This window comes from Streptomyces sp. NPDC041129, from assembly GCF_055592265.1.
In genome coordinates this window covers 186,562-203,731 of the sequence record NZ_JBVIYV010000007.1, presented here as the reverse complement: position 1 = coordinate 203,731, position 17,170 = coordinate 186,562, and the positions used below count along the sequence as shown (strand labels likewise).

The following is a 17,170-nucleotide window of genomic DNA, read 5'->3' as shown; positions in this document are numbered from 1 at the left end:
TCCCGGTCAGCGCTTCTGCGGGGTCCGGGAGGCGTGGTGCCGCGGGTGTCCGGCCTGTCGGCGGCCGGGGTGCAGCTGTGAGTGACGGGCCAGGTGGGAGGCGACGGCGGCGGCCGGGACGCCCGGCTTGTCCTCGACCGGTGCCTGGGCCGGCCGGCCCATGACCATCAGCGGGTCGAACATCATGACGGCACCGGCGAGCAGCAAGAAGGCGAGCGGGCCGATCAGCATCGGCACCAGCACCGAGGCCGGTGGGCCGCCCGCGGCGGCCGCGGAGGCACTGTGCAGATGGACGTCCAGGGCGGCCATGCCGGTGTAGTGCATGCCGGTGACGGCGAGCCCCATCACCAGGCTCGCGCCGACGCTCCACAGCAGGCCCCGGACGCGTCCGGCCGCCCACAGCGCGGCCGTGGCGGCGACGACCGCGATGACGACGGAGGCGGCCACGGTGGCCGTGCTGTAGGCGAACCGTCCGTCGAAGCGCATGCCCGCCATGCCGAGGTAGTGCATCGAGGCGACGCCCAGACCGGTGATCGTGCCGCCGGTGAACAGGGCGGTGCCGGTGGCCCCCCGGTAGCCGACGATGAACAGACCGACGCCGACCATCACGATGGCGAGACCGAGGCTCGCGTAGGTGATGGGCCGGTCGTAGTGGATGGGCGCCCCCTCGATGCGGAAGCCCATCATCGCGACGAAGTGCATGGTCCAGATGCCGGAGCCGATCGCGGCCGAGCCGAGGGCCAGCCAGGCGGGGCGCCGGGAGTGCGTGACCAGCAGGGCGCGGGTGGTGCAGCGCAGGCCGAGGGCGCCGCCGAGGCAGGCCATGACATAGGCCACCAGCGGGGTGACGACCCCGTAGCTGAATCCGTCGACCGTGCCCTGCATGTGCGGCAGCCCTTCCGCCCTGTTGCGTCCCGGAATATCCGAACTGCGCCCCCGTCCCAGAGCCGCGCGGGCGGCCAGGGTTGACGCAGAGAGTATGACCCGCACCGGAATGGTCGAACGATTTTCCGGCAAAGAAACACGCCCTTGCCCCAGATGTGCGGCACCGGTGAGCGGAGTCGGCCGCCCGCGTTCACGGTGTGGCCGTCCCGCGCCCGAGTGTCGTTGACTCTCTGCTGTCACTCTGGTGCTGTCGGTATTCGTTCGACGGGAGGAGTCCGCTCATGCACGCGCGCGCAGTCGCCGCCACGGCCACCGCGATCCTGGGGGCGGCAGTGCTGCTGATCCCCACGTCCGACGCCCGGGCGGGCGAGGTCCGCGGCCCCGTGGTGCTCGCCCACCGCGGCGCCTCGGCCTACGCCCCCGAGAACACCCTGGCGTCCATCGACAAGGCGTCCCGGCTGGGCTTCTCCTGGGTCGAGAACGACGTCCAGCGCACCAAGGACGGCCAACTGGTGGTGATCCACGACGACAGTCTGCGGCGCACCACGAACGTGGAGGACGTCTTCCCCGGCCGGGCGCCCTGGAAGGTGAAGGACTTCACCGCGGCGGAGATCGCCCGGCTGGACGCGGGCAGCTGGTTCTCCGCCGCGTACGCGGGCACGCGCGTACCGACCCTGAAGCAGTACATGCGCCGGGTGGAGCACAACCACGAGAAGCTGCTCCTGGAGATCAAGAACCCGGAGCTGTACCCGGGGATCGAGCGGCAGACCCTGAAGCTGCTCGGCAACGAGGGCTGGCTGGACCGCGCGCACCTCGGCCGTCTCGTCGTGCAGAGCTTCAGCGCGGACAGCGTGCGCGCAGTGCACGAGCTGAAGCCGGCGCTCACCACCGCCTACCTCGGCAGGCCGTCCGTCGCACAGCTTCAGCGGTACGCGCGCTTCACCGATCTGATCAATCCCTCGTACGGGTCGATCTCCGGTAGCTACGTGGCGGCCCTGCGCACCTTCCACGGGCCGCACGGCAGGCCGCTCGGGGTGTGCGCCTGGACGGTGGACGACGCCGCCACCGCCAGGAAGGTCGCGCGCTACGGCGTCGACGGCATCATCACCAACAAGCCGGACGTGGTCCGGGCGGCCCTGGAGGCGGACTGATCGGGGACCGTCGCACGGGGGCGTTGTCAGTGCCGGGTCGTACGGTGGCCGCATGGACAGTCATGGGCAGGACGGGCAGCGGATCGTGTGGGCCGTGGTGGACACCGGCATCGGCCCGCTGATGCTGGCGGCGACCCGCGAGGGACTCGTCAACGTCGTCTTCCACGCCACGGACCGGGTGCGCGAGCGGGCCCTGGAGCGGCTGGCCGCCCGGATGGGCGCCGAGCTCGTCGAGGACCCGCGGTCGCCGCTGCTGGACGAGGCGATACGGCAGCTCGAGGCGTACCTCGCCGGCACGCGGCACGATTTCGACCTGCCCCTGGACTGGTCGCTGATCTCCGGCTTCAACCGGCAGGTGCTGCGCGAACTGGCTTCCTCCGTGCCGTACGGCACGGTGGTCGGCTACGGGGATCTGGCCGGGCGGGTCGGGCAGCCCGGCGGGGCGCAGGCGGTGGGGGCGGCGATGGGTGCCAATCCGCTGCCGGTCGTCGTGCCCTGCCACCGGGTGGTGGAGAGCGACGGGGGCATCGGCGGCTTCGGGGGCGGGCTGGAGACCAAGCGGAAACTGCTCGCGCTGGAGGGTGTGCTGCCCGAGCCGCTGTTCTGACGGGGCCTGGCGGGCTATCCGTAGTGCCGGACCTCGATGACATTGCCGTCGGGGTCCCGGAAGTAGAAGCTGCGCGTGGCCTCCCCGCGCGCGCCGAAGGAGCCGTACCCGATGTCGGTCAGGGGGACGGCCCGTTCGTCCAGACGGGCGCGCAGGACGTCGAATCCGGCGGACGGCAGGGACAGACAGACGTGGTTCACGGGGTGGCCGGCGCTGTCGGCGGCGCCGGGGAGCATGTTCATGCGCTCCGCGAGGGACCGCGGCGCGAGATCGAGGATCGTCTCCTCGTTGACGCGCACGGAGGGGAACGACACCTTTCCGTCGGTGTACTCGGCGAGCCTCAGGGGCTCGAGGCCGACGACGTTCTCGTAGAAGCCGGCGGCCGCTACGGGGTCGGCGACCCACAGGACGACATGGTCGAGACGCGTGGTGTGGTCGGTCATGCGGCCCAGGCTGGTGGTGTCTCCCACAGACCGCAAGCGTTTATCCGGGTCCGGCGCCCGCCAGGGATGAGAGGGGACCGACGGACAGGAGGCGGGCACGTGGTGCTGGTGGTGTCGGAAGAAGTCCGGGAAGCGCTCGACGCCCGGCGGCCGGTGGTGGCCCTGGAGTCCACGATCATCGCGCACGGGCTGCCGCGTCCGCGCAATCTGGCGGTGGCCCTGGAGCTGGAGGACGTGGTGCGGCAGGCGGGCGCCGTCCCCGCGACCGTCGCCGTGCTGGACGGACGGCCCCGTGTCGGCCTGGACAAGGGACAGCTGGAGCGGGTCGCGAACGAGGACGGCATCCGCAAGCTGGGCCATCGTGACCTCCCCCTGGCCGTGGCCGCGGGGGCGAGCGGGGCGACCACGGTCTCGGCGACGGCGCAGCTCGCGGCGCTGGCGGGCGTCCGGGTGTTCGCCACGGGCGGGCTCGGTGGTGTGCACCGGCAGTGGACGGTGACGCAGGACGAGTCGGCCGACCTGGGTCTGCTGGCCCGGACGCGGATCACTGTGGTGTGCGCCGGCGTGAAGTCGATCCTGGACGTGCCGGCGACCCTGCAGCGGCTGGAGACGCTGGGAGTGGCCGTCGCCGGGTACCGCACCGGCCGGTTCCCCGGCTTCTACCTGTCCGACTCCGGGCATCCGGTCGACTGGACGCTGGACGGCCCGGAGGAGGTCGCACGGGTCATGCGGGCGCAGGACGCGCTCGACGCGCCGGATTCCGCACTGATCGTCGCGAATCCCGTGCCGCGGAACCAGCAGCTCGATCCCGAACTGCACACGCGCGTCCTCGCCGACGCGCTGCGCGCCTGCGAGGAGGAGGGGATCACCGGGCAGGGCGTGACGCCGTTCCTGCTGGACCACCTGGTCCGGCACACGGACGGGGCCTCACTGAGCGCCAATCTGGCGGCGGTGCGCGGCAATGTCCGGCTGGCGGCAGACATCGCCACGGCGTGGGCCAGGGGGTGAGCTCCGGCGGGGGCGGAGCGCTCCTGGTCGTCGGGGACGTCGTCACCGATGTCGTCGCCCGGCACCGGGGACCGCTCGCGACCGGTACCGACACGGCCGCCGCCATCCGGACGCTGCCGGGTGGCGCGGGCGCCAACGTGGCCTGCTGGGCGGCGCACGCGGGCTGTGCGGACGTGCGGCTGCTGGGCCGGGTGGGTGCGGACGCGGCGCGGTGGCACGAGCGGGAGCTGGCGGCGGCCGGGGTGCGGCCCCGGCTGGTGATCGACGCGGAGGCCGCGACCGGAACCGTGATCTGCCTCGTCGACAACGGCGCCTCGGCCGAGCGCACGTTTCTCACGGACAGTGGGGCGTCACTGCGCCTGGAACCGGCCGACTGGTCCGACGCACTGCTCGACGGGGTCACCCGGCTGCACCTGTCGGGCTATCTGCTGTTCTCGGAGCCGAGCCTGGCGCTCGCCCGGGTGGCCCTCGCCGCGGCACGCGCGCGTGGCGTGCCGGTCAGTCTGGATCCGGCGTCGGCGGGCTTCCTCGTGCGTTTCGGAGTGGACCGCTTCCTGGCCTTCGCGGAGGGTGTCGACGTGCTGTTGCCGAGCCGCGACGAGGCCCGTCTGCTGACGGGGCTGTCCGAACCGGGTGACGCGGCCGCCAAGTTGAGCCGGCTGTTCCCGCTGGTGGTCGCCAAGTCGGGTGGGGACGGGGCGCTGGTGGCGCGTTCCGGAACCGTGGTGGCCCGGGTTCCGGCCGCGCCGGCCGATCCGGTGGACACGACGGGTGCGGGCGACGCCTTCACCGGCGCGTTCCTGGCCGCCCTGCTGGCGGGTGCGGCTGCTGAGGAGGCGGCGGCGAGAGGCTGCGCGGCGGGCGCGGCGGCGGTGCGGCAGGTGGGCGGCAGACCACCGCGCCGGGACACCTCAGGCCCGCCCGCACCTGGCTGACCGTGGCGGCTTCTCGTTCGGTTCGCCCCGGTGCGGGGCATCCGGCGCCGCACCTCGTCGCACCGACGCCGGGTCGACGCCGGGTGCCGTGCACCGTGGGACCTACTACCCCTTGCGTCCCCACGCGGAGATCATCGGCGCGGTGGTCAGGTCCATGCCGCCCGCGCGCACGTTGGCCAGGTGACGGTCGATCTCCTCGTCGGTGGCGAGGCCCGCGGCCACCAGCCGGCCGCGGATCTGACGGACCGTGGCGGACTCCAGGGCGGTGCAGGCCGGCGAGGTCATGGGGAAGTAGGCGTCGGCCTCGACCTCGTGCAGTCCTGCCTCACGGAGCAGGCGGGGCAGCCTGCGGCCGTACGACAGGTCGGCACCACGCTCGGCGAGCAGGCTGCGGAAGCCGTTCCGCAACCGGTTGGCGAGCCGCTGTTCGGGACCGTGCTCATCGGGGCAGAGCAGCGGCTGGAGCCCCGGGTCGGCGTCCTCGATCAGCAGCCGTCCGCCGGGCCGCAGCGCCTCGGCCATGGACCGCAAGGCCCTTTCCCGGTCGGGGACATGGACGAGTACCAGCCGGGCGTGCACCAGGTCGAAGCCCTCACCGGGCGGCTCCTGCGCACCCACGTCGTGGACGCGTACCTCGACCGGGTGCCGGGCCGCGGCGGCGAGCCGGGAGGTGTCGATGTCGGTGGCGACGACCTCGCCGGTGGGGCCGACCCGCTCGGCGAGCCACGACACCACGGAAGTACCGCCGGCGCCGACCTCCCAGCACCGCCAGCCGGGCCCGACGCCGAGTGCTTCCAGGTGCCGGAACGTCGTCGGGTCGAAGAGGGAGGCGAAGGCGTGGAAGCGCTCTTCCGCTTCGTCCTGCTGGTTGTCCAGGAGATATCCGTCGGCTGATGTCATGCCGCGAGCATCGCACCCGGCGGTCCGGCCTGCGGGAACGGGCGCTGTCCACAGGCGGGAACAAAGCGGAAGTGGCCGTTCCCACAGGCCCGCCCGGACTTCCCGCATGGCTGGCACACTTGCCGGGCAAGCGCGAAAGCGTTGTGTGAGGAGATCCACGCGAGGAGATCCAGATGTCCATGACGGGAAATCTGCGGAAGGTCACGGGACTGGGCAGGGCCGGCGGGCTGCGCAAGGTGGCGCGGCTGGCCCGACGGCGGCCGCGCGTGGACCTGAGTCACCCCGCCCGGTCACCGCTGGGTTCGTCGGTGGTGAACTGCGTCACTTATCAGGACGGGGTACGGGTTCCGGGGTGCTCCGATCTGGTGGATGCCGTGGCCAAGGTGCGCAAGAGCGGCGAAGGGTTCGTCTGGCTGGGGCTACACGAGCCTACGGACAGTGAGTTCGCGGATGTCGCACGGCTCTTCGACCTGCATCCGCTGGCGGTGGAAGACGCCGTGGAGGCCCATCAGCGCCCGAAGCTGGAGCGGTACGCCGAGACCCTGTTCGCCGTGTTCAAAACCGTCTGCTACGTGGAGCACGAGCAGTTGACGGCGACGAGCGAGGTGGTCGACACCGGCGAGATCATGGTGTTCGTCGGCGAGGATTTCGTCATCACGGTACGGCACGGCCGGCACGGGTCGCTGGGGCCGCTGCGCGAGGAGTTGGAGGCGGTTCCGGAGCAGCTCGCGAAGGGGCCGGCGGCGGTGCTGCACGCGATCGCCGACCACGTCGTCGACGAGTATCTGAGCGTCACGGACGCGGTGCAGGCCGACATCGAGCAGGTGGAGACGGACGTGTTCTCGGAAGGCGGCGCGCGGGCCGACCCGGGGCGCATCTACCAGCTCAAGCGTGAACTGCTGGAGCTGAAGCGGGCGGTGGTGCCGCTCGGCCGTCCGGTCGAGGATCTGGCCACCCGGCCGATAAAGGTGGTGGCCCCGGAGATACAGGCGTACTTCAGGGACGTGTCCGACCACTTGATGCGGGCCAAGGACCAGATAGCGGCGTTCGACGAACTGCTCAACTCGATTCTGCAGGCGCACCTGGCGCAGGTGACGGTCGCGCAGAACGAGGACATGCGGAAGATCACGGCCTGGGCGGCGGTGGTCGCGGTGCCGACGATGGTGTGCGGGGTCTACGGCATGAACTTCGACCACATGCCGGAGCTGCACTGGCGGTTCGGATATCCGCTCGTCATGGGTGTGATGGCGACGGCCTGCCTCGCGCTGTACCGGGGCTTCAGACGCAACGGCTGGCTCTGACCGGGCGGGCGGGAGAGTCACGGCCCTTCATGGCATGGGCCGCCCGCCGGCCGGGTCAGCCGTTCCAGGCGGGATGCCGTGGGTCGTCGGCGCGCACGAGGACGTCGGCGGCGTCGGCGGGAGCGGCCTCGGCCGCGTAGCGCTCGAACGCGGGGAGGGTCCAGTGGTCGGGCGCCGGGGTGCGGCGGCGCAGGGCGCCCGGGGAGAGGAGGACGTGGACGGTCAGGTCGAAGGGGAACCAGTGGCGCAGCAGAAGGGGGCCGTGCAGCAACAGAATGCCACCGGGCGGAAGTGGGACGTACGGGCTGCGGGTGGCGCGGTCGGTGGCCGGATCCCACAGGTCGGGCAGGACGCGGCCGCTTCCGCCGGGGTCGAGCGGGCCGAAGACCTCACGCCACAGGGCGCCGGTGTCGAACCAGCCGCTGTAGTACGACTCGGTGTCCCGTCGGCCGTGTTCCAGCCGGAGGGAAGCGGGGCGAAGGAAGCCCTCCACGCCGACGACGAGCGAGGGCCGCCCACGCACGCGCAGCGCCTGGGCGACGCGGTCGGCGAGGTCGCCGGGGTGGGCGGCCGGTGCTCCGTCGAAGCCGGCACGCGGCCAGGCGCCACCGTCGGCCGGTTCCAGCTCGAGCAGCCGGTCGGCCAGCCGCTCGGCGAGCCGGTCCCAGGTGATCGCTTCGAGTCGCACAGGCCCATGATGCCGGGGGACGGGCCGGCGGTGTGGGAGCGGTGGGCCGGGACGGGGAAGGAACCACCCATGGCGGTATCTGCAACGCCCCTCTTCCCGGGCGGGCTTGTCGTGGTCCAGCCCCTGCGGCGCAAACACTGCGCCGGGTGCCGGCGTGGTCCGCTGCCGCTGCTCGTGCTGGAGGACGGGGTGCCGCGCTGTCTGGACTGCGCCGACCTCGGGCACCTGGTCTTCCTGCCGCGCGGTGACACGGCGCTGACCCGCAGGGCGCGGGAGGAGAGCGCGCTGTGGGCGGTGGTGGTGCGGTTCGACCGACGCCGGGGCCGCTACGACCGGCGGGGCCTGCTCGTGGAGGAGCCGGCGCTGGCCAGAGCCGAGGCACGCTGCCTGGCGGACGCGGAGGCACGACGCCGGCGGCGGGCCAGGGACGCTCGGCGCAGGGCGGCGGAGGACGAGCGGTTCACGGCGGCGTTCGCGGCGGAGATCGTGCGGCTGTTTCCCGGGTGCCCGGCCGGGCGGGCGCGGGCGATCGCGGCGCACGCGTCGGCGAGGGGCAGCGGACGGGTGGGGCGCAGCGCGGCCGGGCGTGCGCTGACGGAAGGGGCGGTGACCTCGGCGGTCGTGGCCGCCGTACGACATGTGGACACTCCGTACGACCGGCTGCTGATGAGCGGAGTTCCGAGGTACGAGGCGCGCCGGCGGATCGCGGCGGGCGTGGCCGCCGTGCTGCGGGGCTGGGCTGGCGCCGCCGGCGTCGGCTGAGGGTCCGGGTCCGGCCTCCGGCCTGACCGGAGGCCGGAGAGAGGCGGCCGGCTCTCCTCTGTGGCAGACCCCGAGAAAGCGCTGTCCGCCACTCTGCGCGGGTACGTACGCGGACGTATCGTGGCCGGAAGGGTGCCGCCCGATGACGCACGGCCCGTCGTACACCCAGTACCCCGGGTACACGTACGCGCCGGGTACACGTACGCGAGGAACACGACCATGGCCGATCCCAAGGGGTTCATGACCACGCCGCGGCAGGAGTGGCCGCGGCGGCCCGTCGAGGAACGGGTCCGGGACTGGGAGGAGGTCTACGTCCCCGGAGCGCTGCTGCCCATCATCAGCAAGCAGGCGGACCGCTGCATGGACTGCGGCGTCCCGTTCTGCCACCAGGCCTGTCCGCTGGGCAACCTCATCCCCGAGTGGAACGACCTGGTCTCCCGGGAGGACTGGCGGGCGGCGAGCGACCGGCTGCACGCGACGAACAATTTCCCCGAGTTCACCGGGCGGCTGTGCCCGGCGCCCTGCGAGGCGGGGTGCGTGCTCGCGATCAACCAGCCGGCGGTCACCATCAAGAACGTCGAGTGTGCGATCGCCGACCGGGCCTGGGAGGAAGGATTCACTCCGCCGCGGCCTCCGGAACGGCTCTCGGGCAAGACCGTCGCGGTGATCGGGTCGGGGCCGACGGGGCTCGCCGCGGCCCAGCAGCTGACGCGGGCCGGCCACACCGTCGCGGTGTACGAGAGGGACGACCGGCTCGGGGGGCTGATGCGCTACGGCATTCCGGAATTCAAGATGGAGAAGCGGCATCTGGAGCGGCGGCTGGAGCAGATGCGGGCCGAGGGGACGAAGTTCCGTACGTCGACGGCGGTCGGACGGGACGTCCCGGCGGCCGACCTGCGCACGCGTTACGACGCGGTGGTGCTCGCCACGGGTGCGACGGCCTGGCGGGAACTGCCGGTGCCGGGGCGGGAGTTGCAGGGGATACATCAGGCGATGGAGTACCTGCCGCTGGCCAACCGGGTGTGCGCGGGGGACCTGGAGGTCTCGCCGCTGTCCGCGGCCGGGAGGCATGTGGTGATCGTGGGTGGCGGGGACACCGGCGCCGACTGCCTGGGCACCGCGGTGCGCGAGGGTGCCGCGTCCGTGAGCCAGCTGGACATCTACGCGCAGCCGGGCGCCGAGCGCGACGAGGACACCGAGCCGTGGCCGACCTATCCGAAGATCTACCGGCTGTCCGCGGCGCACGAGGAGGCGCGGGAGCTGCGGACGGCTCCGGCGGCGGACGCCGACGCCCGGCTGTTCGCGGCCTCGACGCTCCGCTTCGCCGGGGACGACGACGGACACGTCCGGTCGCTGCACCTGGTCGAGGTCGACGAGCGCCGGCAGCCGGTGCCGGGCACCGGACGCACCCTGCCCGTCGATCTCGTACTGCTCGCCCTCGGCTTCTCCGGGCCCGACCGGGAGGACGGGCTCGTCGACCAGTTGGGACTCGCCATGCAGCCGCGCGGCACGATCGCCCGGGACGAGGGCTTCGCCACCAACGTCCCCGGCGTGTTCGCCGCCGGGGACGCGGCGCGCGGGCAGTCGCTCATCGTGTGGGCGATAGCGGAGGGACGGGCGGTGGCGGCCGCCGTCGACCACTATCTGACGGGTGGTACACGCCTGCAGGCGCCGATATCGGCGTACGACCGGCCGATGACCGCGTAGCGCTATCGCCGACCGCGACGGCCGGGCCGGCGACCGGCGAAGCAGGCGAACTCCTCTCGGGAGCGCAGGGCCAGGGTGACTCCGGCCGCCTTGAGCTTCTCCGTGGCGGCTGCCGACTCCTCCGGGGTGAAGTCGGAGGTGGCGTGGGTCATCGTCAGGTAGCTTCCCGGGGGCAGCTCGGCCAGCAGGCGGCTTACCAGCTCGTGTGCGCCGTCCTCGTCGGAGACGAAGTGCAGCAGGGCGACCAGGGGGAGCGCCACCGGCCGGTCGAAGTCCAAGATCCGCCGGGCGCCCGCGACGATCGCCGCCGGGGCGCGCACGTAGGCGCGACCCGCTGGGCGACCTGGTGCAGGTTCGGCTCGGTGGGGATACCGGTGCCGATGTCCAGGAACTGGCGGACGCCCTGCTGGGCGAGCCAGGTCGTGGCACGGTGCATGAAGGCCCGGTTGACCCTGGCCATCACCGGGACCCGGGGGTCGACGGCCAGCATCTGCCGGCCCATCTGCTCGTCGACGGGGTAGTTGTCCTTGCCGCCGAGGTACCAGTCGTACATGCGCGCGGGATGCGGCCTGCTGGTGTCGATCTGGGCGGCCGTCGGGTCCTGCCCTGTCATGCGGCACTCCGTAAGGGTCTGACGCGTTGAGGAATCAAGTCGAGCTCAGAGTGAGGAAGTTGAGCGGCAAATAATCATCGGTGGTTCAGGAGAGCAGGAAGTCGGCCACCCCCGCCTTGGCGCCCTCGATGAAGGCGGTCATCTCGTCCGAGGTGTAGATCAGCGCGGGCCCGTCCGGGTCGGTCGACTGGCGCACGGCGATCCGGCCGTCGGCGAGCTTCATCGCTTCCAGGCAGTTCCCTCCGTTGCCGCCGCTCCAGGGCTTGTGCCACCCCTCGCTGCCCAACTCCCGCGCGGGCATGCCGTTGTAGACGCCACTGCGCGGCGTGATGCGATCCATTCACAGCTCCTTGCGGAGGTCCCGGAGGATCTCCTTCGTGCGTTGTGCAGTGGCGGCCTGCGCCGCCATGCGGTCCATGACCTCCAGGTGGGTCGCCACCTCGGAGCGCGCGTCCAGGTAGACCGCGCCGGTCAGGTACTCGCTGTAGACCATGTCCGGAAGTTCGGGCACGGCGAACCGGAAGAGCACGAAGGGCCCGTACGTCCCCGGGTGCGGCCCGTTGGCGAACGGGGCGACCTGGAGGGTCACATTGGGCAGCTTCGTGGCCTCGAGCAACTTGTCGATCTGCGCGCGCATCACCTCGGGGCCGCCGACCTGGCGGCGCAGTGCGGTCTCGTCCATCACCGCCCAGAAACGGGGGGCGTCGGGCCGGGTGAGCAGGTTCTGGCGCTGCATGCGCAGCGCGACATGGCGCTCGATGTCGTCGGGGCTGGTCTGGCCGATGGCGCCCGACTTGAGCACGCCGCGCGCGTAGTCCTCGGTCTGCAGCAGGCCCGGGACGAAGTGCGGCTCGTAGGACCGGATGAGGCCGGCCGCGCCCTCGAGGCTGACGTACATCGAGAACCAGCCCGGCAGGATGTCGTGGAACCGTTGCCACCACCCCGGCCGGTTGGCCTCCTCGGCGAGCTGGACGAAGAGTTCGGCCTCGTCGTCGGGAACCCCGTAGGCCTTCAGCAGCAGTTGCAGGTACGGGATCTTGAGGGCGACCTCGGCCATCTCCATCCGGCGGATGGTGGCGGGGGCGACGCGCAGGACGCGAGCGGCCTCCTCGCGCTTAAGCCCGGCGCGTTCCCGCAGGTCCAGCAGGCGCCTGCCGAGGACCACCTGGCCCACGGTCGGCGCGGACCGCGGTTCGCTCACGCTCCACCTCCGACACGATCCGCCATGACAAAAGAATCCTGACAGCCCTGCGGCGCCTTTCGAAGACCCGTTCGAAGATCCACTGGATCGTCGACGGTCCCAATTGGCGCCGCTCGAGGTGCTGTTGCGAGCAGTGTGCCACGGCCGCCCACCGAGTCACACAGCACTCTGCATTTTTCAGAGTGACACTTGCCAAGTGTTCACGCCGGGGAGATAGTGGCAAGCGTGATTCCGTCCGCGCCCTTAGGAACAGACGCCGCCGCAGACCCTCTGCGTCTCGGTGCCGATGGGGGTTCCCCCGCTCGAGCGGGTTCGAGTGCGGGCGAGGCGGCGACCCCTGACGGGAGCGCCCGTGGGCGCCGGTTCCGCTTCGAGCTGGCCGCGCACCCGGGTTCCGCCGCGCAGGCGAGACGGCTGGCGCGCGCCCGGCTGAACCGCTGGTCGGTGTGCGAGGACACCTGCGACACCGCGGCCCTGGTCATATCCGAGCTGGTCACCAACGCGATCGTGCACACCGCGAGCAGCCGTGTCGTGTGCGAGCTGCACGACCACGACGACACGGTGCGCATAGCCGTGCACGACGAGGGCTGCGCACCCGGCGAGCCCCACCCCTCCCCGCAGCGGCCCGACGAGGAGCACGGGAGGGGACTGCTCCTGGTGGACGCGCTGTGCCGGGCCTGGGGCGCCCAGGAACACGGACCCGGGCTGCTGGTCTGGGCCGAGCTGGCCCGCCAGACCGACGCGGCCCACGACACCACCGAGCCGCGCAACGACCTGGGCTGGGGCACCCGCCCCAAGCCCGGCGGCCCGCCGCCCGTCCCGGGCGACGAGGAGGAAGCGCAGGCCCGGCACCGGGCCCCGGCACAGCAGCGCCGGGCGTGGGAGCACCTGTGAGCGCCGCCGACGAGTGCGGCCGACGGCTCGGCCTGGACACCCTGGTCCGTCTCGGACGCCACCGGCAGCTACCGGCCCAGGTCCGCCGCCCGGCGGTCCCGGAGGGCATGACGGCCCCACTCGGCTGTGACGCCGTCGCCGTGCCGGACCGCCTCGGACCACTGATCGTGCCGCGACTGCCACGGGTGGGCTGCGTGTTCACCGACGGGGCGCACTGGTGGTGGATCGTTCCGTCGGACTCCGACTACGCCCTCCCCTGGCCCGCCCCCGCCCACTACGCCCCCGGCGCCCCCGTCCCCGGCACCGCCCGTCTGATCCACCGTCCCGAGGGCACGGTCCCCTACACCCCGCCGATTCCCCTGTACCTGGCTCTTTGCCGAGTGACCGGCACGACCCCGGACTGGTCACGAGCCGTCTCGGCTTGACGCGGCCGGCTCACTGCCGTCTCGGCGTGACGCGGCCGGCTCACTGCCCTCTCAGCGTGACGCGGCCGGTTCTCTACCCTCGCGGCGTGACGCGGCCGGTTCCCTGACGCGACCAGGGACCCGCCGCCACCAGCGGCGAGACGGCCCACGGTCTGACGCGGCTCGCAGCCCGGCGCTCCGGCCCGCGGCCGGCCCGGCCGACGGATCCGCAGGCCGAGCGGTTCACGGCGGAGGCACGGGCCGCGAAGCCGGCCTGAGCGGCCTCACTCCGCGCCGTCGCCGCCGCGCACGATCACCAGGAACGTGTCCGTCGCCAGGTCCATCACGACCTCGGCGGGCAGGCCTTCGAGACGTCGCGCGTGCGCGAACTCCTCCGCGGGCCACGATCCCCGCGGGCCACCTGCGGAAAAGCGTTCGAGCACGGTTCGCCCGTTCACCATCTCGCACCTCCAGAAAGCGTTGTACTCGTAGGAGTTAACGCTCCGAGGAGGGCGAACGCCTCGCTCAGTGACCCGACTGAGACATTGTTGACACCCGTTCAGCGTGGATCGTGAGGATCCGTGCACCTTGCGACACGAACCGTACGTTCGGCGACCGGTTCGGCGCTTTCCGTATCGGTCCGGCGCGTCGGGCGGGTCGTCGCCGGTCGTCGTGCCTGTCGTCGGGGTGGTCGCGTGCCGCGTCGCTGGGTCGGTCAGTCCGCGTACTCGTCGTGGTACCGGAGCCGGTCGCTGCCCAACGGGTTGCGGCCGAGTGCGGTCAGATCGAGCAGGCCCGCGGTGGTGCCCAGCGTGTCCAGGCCGTCGTCGTGGATTGAGTAGGTGTGGAAGACCCGGTCCCGGTCCCGGAGGAAGCAGCTGAGCCCCGGCCGTTCGACGGGTTCCCCGGCCCGCTCCACGGTCGCCTCGAAGTCCCGGTTGAAATCGCTGTGGCAGGAGGAGTACCAGGGCACCGCCCAGCCCATGCGCGCCTTGAACGGCAGGATCCGGGTGAAGGGCGCCCGGGAGACGACCGCGAAGGAGGTGTCGCGGGCGTGCAGATGGGCGAGGTGGCCGACCTGGTCGAGGAAGGCCGCGCAGCACGGGCAGCCGGCCTGCCACTCCGGGGCGAACCTGAAGTGGTGGACGACGAGTTGGGTCCGGCCCTCGAAGAGGTCGAGGAGGGTGGCCTTGCCGTCGCCGCCCTCGAACACGTACTCCGGGTCGACCTCAACCATGGGCAGCCGCCGCCGCTCGGCGCTCAGCACCTCCCGCGCCCTGCGGACCGCCTCCTCCTTGAGCAGCAACGCATCCCGTGCCGCACGCCACCGCTCGCGCGAGACGATCTCCGGAAGCGACATGGGCCCTCCTGTCCTACGGCCTGTATCAACTCGGTTCCGGGTGGTGACCGCCGGGGGATGCGGAACTCATCGGATCCCGCGAAGAATTTTCCCGCGGGCCTCCCGGGCGACCGGCCGGTAGGCCCGCCTTCCGACGGCCGGGAGGCCCGCCTTCCGACGGCCGGAAGGTCCGCCCGCCGACGGCCGGGAGGGCCGCGCCCTAACGGCAGCCGCGAGGGCCGCGCCCTCCGTACCGTCAGGGCCCGGGAGCTACGCGGCGGCGGGCGGCGCGGCCCATGCCTCGCGCCGCTCCAGCTCGTCGAGCAGGTCCCGCAGCAGTCCGGTGTGCCGCGCGGTGAGCCGCCCGGTGTCGTCGAGGTGCACCGCGCAGGCCGTGGTGGTGTCGACGAGGCGTTCCAGGACGACGGCCACGGTGTCCGTGCCCTCGGTGTGGCGAGCCAGGGCGGGCAGTTCGGCGGCCGAGACCGCGATCGCGGTACGGGCCTCGGCGAGGGTGCGGTAGGCCTCACGGCGCAGCGCCCACCGTTCGGCGCGGTCGCCGGACTCGCTCAGGACGTGCACCAGGTAGGCGTGCGCGGCGCTCCCGGCGGTGTCGAGCCGGGCCCTTACCCCGCCGCCCCGCTTTCCGGGCATCGGCAGATGCCCGACGATCAGCACGATCGCGCAGGCCAGCAGGGTCTCGGCGACGCGGCTCAGCGAGGCCTGCGGCTCGCCGCCGATCATGACCAGAGCGAGCACCAGGGGGGTGATGACGGCGGTCAGCGCGGCGAAGTTCCGGGTGGAGAGGGGAACGAGCGCCCCGCACACCGTCACCAGGACGACCAGTCCCTCCGGCCGGGGCAGCAGCGCGGCGAACCCGGCGAACACGAGGGCACCCAGCACGGTCCCGGCGGCCCGGCACAGCACCCGGGAGGCGAGCGGCCCGAGGTCGGGCTTGACCAGGAAGACGGTCGTGGCGGGCAACCAGTACCAGTGCTGGTGCTGCCCGTACCAGCGGGCGTCGTGCAGCGCCTGGGCGACGGCCGCGCTCGCCCCGAAGCAGACGGCGACACGCAGCCCGTACTCCCGGCCGCCGGTGCCGAAGGCGGCCCGGACGGCGTCCCCTACGCCCCGCCGCCGGGCGGGCGGCCGGTGCTCGGCGTCCTGAGCCCGGTCGAAGGCCTCGGCGGCCCGCAGCAGGGCGTCGTCGAGGGCGCGCAGGGCGGGCGCCGACCGGCTGGGGGCGGGCAGCGGTCCGGTGCCGGTGTTGCCACGGACGGCGGCGGCGAGCCGCCGGGGGCCGTCGGCCGCCCGGGCGGAGACCGGTTCACCCGCCCAGGCCAGGGCGGTGGCGGCCTCGGCGAGCGGCAGCGCCGCGGTGAACTGCGCGTGCAGCCGGCGCTCGGCGGCGGAACTGGCGCGACGGCGCAGCCGGGGTCCGGCGAGGGCGTCCTGGGCGTGGTCCAGGGCGGCGGTGAGCGCCGCCCGCCGGGCCGTGGCGCCTGCGCCGCCCGCGGCGTCGAGCAGCGCGGCGATGGCGTCGTACACATCGGCGACCGCCGTCCGCTCGCCGTCGAACCGGAAGTCACCGGCGAGCGAGCCCGGCGTGGGCAGGGCCAGGCGCAGCAGAAGCAGCCAGCCCGCCCCGGCGAGGAAGGCCAGGCCCTGCTGCCACCCGCTCCCGGCCGCCGGCGTCCCGGCACCGACAGCGGCGGTGACGAGCAGTTGCGTGCCGGCTGCGGAGGCGACCGGCCCGACGGCACTGATGCCTCCGGCGGCCAGTCCGAGCACGGTCAGGAGCAGGGTCAGCGGCACCGCGGACAGATGCTGCCCGGCATACGTGCCCACGAGCAGCCCGACGGTCCCGGCCAGTGCGGGCACCCCGAGCCGCTTCACGGAGGCCCGCCTGCTTCCGGGCCGGTCGTTGATGCCGGCGAGCATCGCGGCGATGGCGGCGAGTACGCCCAGCGGAGTCCGGCCCGCGAGCATTCCGGCGAGCAGCAGCGGCCCGGCGGCGAGCGCGCCCCGGGTCAGCGCGCTCCACGGAACGGGCCCGCGCTGAGTGCGCAGGGCATGCGCGAGCCAGGGCGGCGGTGACAGTGCGGCGGGGCGCGACACGGGGCTCCTGTCCATACGAGGGCGGGCTGGGCCTTCGGACGACAGTGGCCGGGCGATGAGGTGCGGTTCCCAGGATAAGGGCCCGGCTCCGAATGCCAGGAAGGATGACGTTTCGGCGCGGTGAAACCTGCCCGGATCAGGCGGTTTCTTTATGAACGCAAGTACCCGTCCGCCGGTGGGGCACGCGGCCGGGGGGCCGGGGCGCCGCAGAGGG

At 72.8% G+C, this 17,170-nt stretch carries 18 protein-coding genes and 1 pseudogene; 9 read left to right on the top strand and 10 right to left on the bottom strand.

Annotated features, from left to right (window positions below):
- Positions 1-6: 6 nt before the first annotated feature.
- Positions 7-885: an MHYT domain-containing protein gene (locus tag ACZ6B1_RS23265; RefSeq protein ID WP_468781214.1), complete on the bottom strand. Its 879-nt coding sequence runs from the start codon at positions 883-885 to the stop codon at positions 7-9.
- 281 nt (positions 886-1,166) lie between these two features.
- Between ACZ6B1_RS23265 and ACZ6B1_RS23260 the strand changes: the two genes are divergently transcribed.
- Positions 1,167-2,036, top strand: a complete 870-nt coding sequence (locus ACZ6B1_RS23260) for a glycerophosphodiester phosphodiesterase (protein ID WP_468781212.1) — start codon at positions 1,167-1,169, stop codon at positions 2,034-2,036.
- Between the two features lie 52 nt (positions 2,037-2,088).
- Positions 2,089-2,643: a methylated-DNA--[protein]-cysteine S-methyltransferase gene (locus ACZ6B1_RS23255; RefSeq protein ID WP_468781210.1), complete on the top strand. Its 555-nt coding sequence runs from the start codon at positions 2,089-2,091 to the stop codon at positions 2,641-2,643.
- Between the two features lie 14 nt (positions 2,644-2,657).
- Here the strand turns inward: ACZ6B1_RS23255 and ACZ6B1_RS23250 are convergent, their stop codons facing one another.
- Entirely contained in the window at positions 2,658-3,086 is a 429-nt protein-coding gene (locus ACZ6B1_RS23250) for a VOC family protein (protein ID WP_468781208.1), read from the bottom strand.
- A 99-nt stretch (positions 3,087-3,185) separates the two neighbouring features.
- On the opposite strand from ACZ6B1_RS23250, the gene ACZ6B1_RS23245 reads away from it, so the two are divergent.
- The gene (locus ACZ6B1_RS23245; protein ID WP_468781206.1) at positions 3,186-4,094 is read left to right on the top strand and encodes a pseudouridine-5'-phosphate glycosidase; all 909 of its coding nucleotides are present in this window, start codon (positions 3,186-3,188) and stop codon (positions 4,092-4,094) included.
- The gene (locus tag ACZ6B1_RS23240) at positions 4,079-5,029 is read left to right on the top strand and encodes a carbohydrate kinase family protein (RefSeq protein ID WP_468781204.1); all 951 of its coding nucleotides are present in this window, start codon (positions 4,079-4,081) and stop codon (positions 5,027-5,029) included. The genes ACZ6B1_RS23245 and ACZ6B1_RS23240 overlap by 16 nt, the downstream gene beginning before the upstream one ends.
- A 105-nt stretch (positions 5,030-5,134) precedes the next feature.
- Here ACZ6B1_RS23240 and ACZ6B1_RS23235 read toward each other — a convergent pair whose 3' ends face one another.
- Entirely contained in the window at positions 5,135-5,929 is a 795-nt protein-coding gene (locus ACZ6B1_RS23235) for a methyltransferase (protein WP_468781202.1), read from the bottom strand.
- A gap of 173 nt (positions 5,930-6,102) precedes the next feature.
- Here ACZ6B1_RS23235 and ACZ6B1_RS23230 point away from each other — a divergent pair, with 173 nt between their 5' ends.
- Positions 6,103-7,230 (top strand): magnesium and cobalt transport protein CorA, encoded by a 1,128-nt coding sequence (locus ACZ6B1_RS23230; RefSeq protein ID WP_468781200.1) that lies wholly within the window; start codon positions 6,103-6,105, stop codon positions 7,228-7,230.
- 55 nt (positions 7,231-7,285) lie between these two features.
- Here ACZ6B1_RS23230 and ACZ6B1_RS23225 read toward each other — a convergent pair whose 3' ends face one another.
- Positions 7,286-7,918: a nucleoside/nucleotide kinase family protein gene (locus ACZ6B1_RS23225; RefSeq protein ID WP_468781198.1), complete on the bottom strand. Its 633-nt coding sequence runs from the start codon at positions 7,916-7,918 to the stop codon at positions 7,286-7,288.
- A 69-nt stretch (positions 7,919-7,987) separates the two neighbouring features.
- Here ACZ6B1_RS23225 and ACZ6B1_RS23220 point away from each other — a divergent pair, with 69 nt between their 5' ends.
- Entirely contained in the window at positions 7,988-8,680 is a 693-nt protein-coding gene (locus ACZ6B1_RS23220; protein WP_468781196.1) for a DUF2293 domain-containing protein, read from the top strand.
- 219 nt (positions 8,681-8,899) lie between these two features.
- The gene (locus ACZ6B1_RS23215; protein ID WP_468781194.1) at positions 8,900-10,387 is read left to right on the top strand and encodes a glutamate synthase subunit beta; all 1,488 of its coding nucleotides are present in this window, start codon (positions 8,900-8,902) and stop codon (positions 10,385-10,387) included.
- A 38-nt stretch (positions 10,388-10,425) separates the two neighbouring features.
- Here the strand turns inward: ACZ6B1_RS23215 and ACZ6B1_RS23210 are convergent.
- From ACZ6B1_RS23210 to ACZ6B1_RS23200, 3 genes and pseudogenes are all read right to left on the bottom strand, one after another.
- Positions 10,426-11,000: pseudogene (locus ACZ6B1_RS23210) on the bottom strand (SAM-dependent methyltransferase); the annotation flags it as partial.
- 85 nt (positions 11,001-11,085) lie between these two features.
- Positions 11,086-11,340, bottom strand: coding sequence for a DUF397 domain-containing protein (locus ACZ6B1_RS23205; RefSeq protein WP_468781192.1), 255 nt, complete (start codon positions 11,338-11,340; stop codon positions 11,086-11,088).
- Entirely contained in the window at positions 11,341-12,201 is an 861-nt protein-coding gene (locus ACZ6B1_RS23200) for a helix-turn-helix domain-containing protein (protein WP_468781190.1), read from the bottom strand.
- 189 nt (positions 12,202-12,390) lie between these two features.
- On the opposite strand from ACZ6B1_RS23200, the gene ACZ6B1_RS23195 reads away from it, so the two are divergent.
- Both ACZ6B1_RS23195 and ACZ6B1_RS23190 read left to right on the top strand, forming a co-directional pair.
- On the top strand, positions 12,391-13,095 hold the full coding sequence (locus tag ACZ6B1_RS23195) for an ATP-binding protein (RefSeq protein ID WP_468781188.1): 705 nt from the start codon (positions 12,391-12,393) through the stop codon (positions 13,093-13,095).
- Positions 13,092-13,520 carry a hypothetical protein gene (locus ACZ6B1_RS23190; protein WP_468781186.1) on the top strand — a complete coding sequence of 143 codons (429 nt, stop codon included), beginning with the start codon at positions 13,092-13,094 and terminating at the stop codon, positions 13,518-13,520. The genes ACZ6B1_RS23195 and ACZ6B1_RS23190 overlap by 4 nt, the downstream gene beginning before the upstream one ends.
- A 263-nt stretch (positions 13,521-13,783) precedes the next feature.
- Here the strand turns inward: ACZ6B1_RS23190 and ACZ6B1_RS23185 are convergent, their stop codons facing one another.
- From ACZ6B1_RS23185 to ACZ6B1_RS23175, 3 genes are all read right to left on the bottom strand, one after another.
- Positions 13,784-13,960, bottom strand: coding sequence for a hypothetical protein (locus ACZ6B1_RS23185; protein ID WP_390057120.1), 177 nt, complete (start codon positions 13,958-13,960; stop codon positions 13,784-13,786).
- A gap of 254 nt (positions 13,961-14,214) precedes the next feature.
- The gene (locus ACZ6B1_RS23180) at positions 14,215-14,859 is read right to left on the bottom strand and encodes a DUF899 domain-containing protein (protein ID WP_468781184.1); all 645 of its coding nucleotides are present in this window, start codon (positions 14,857-14,859) and stop codon (positions 14,215-14,217) included.
- 249 nt (positions 14,860-15,108) lie between these two features.
- Positions 15,109-16,956 carry an FUSC family protein gene (locus ACZ6B1_RS23175; protein WP_468781182.1) on the bottom strand — a complete coding sequence of 616 codons (1,848 nt, stop codon included), beginning with the start codon at positions 16,954-16,956 and terminating at the stop codon, positions 15,109-15,111.
- Positions 16,957-17,170: the final 214 nt, after the last annotated feature.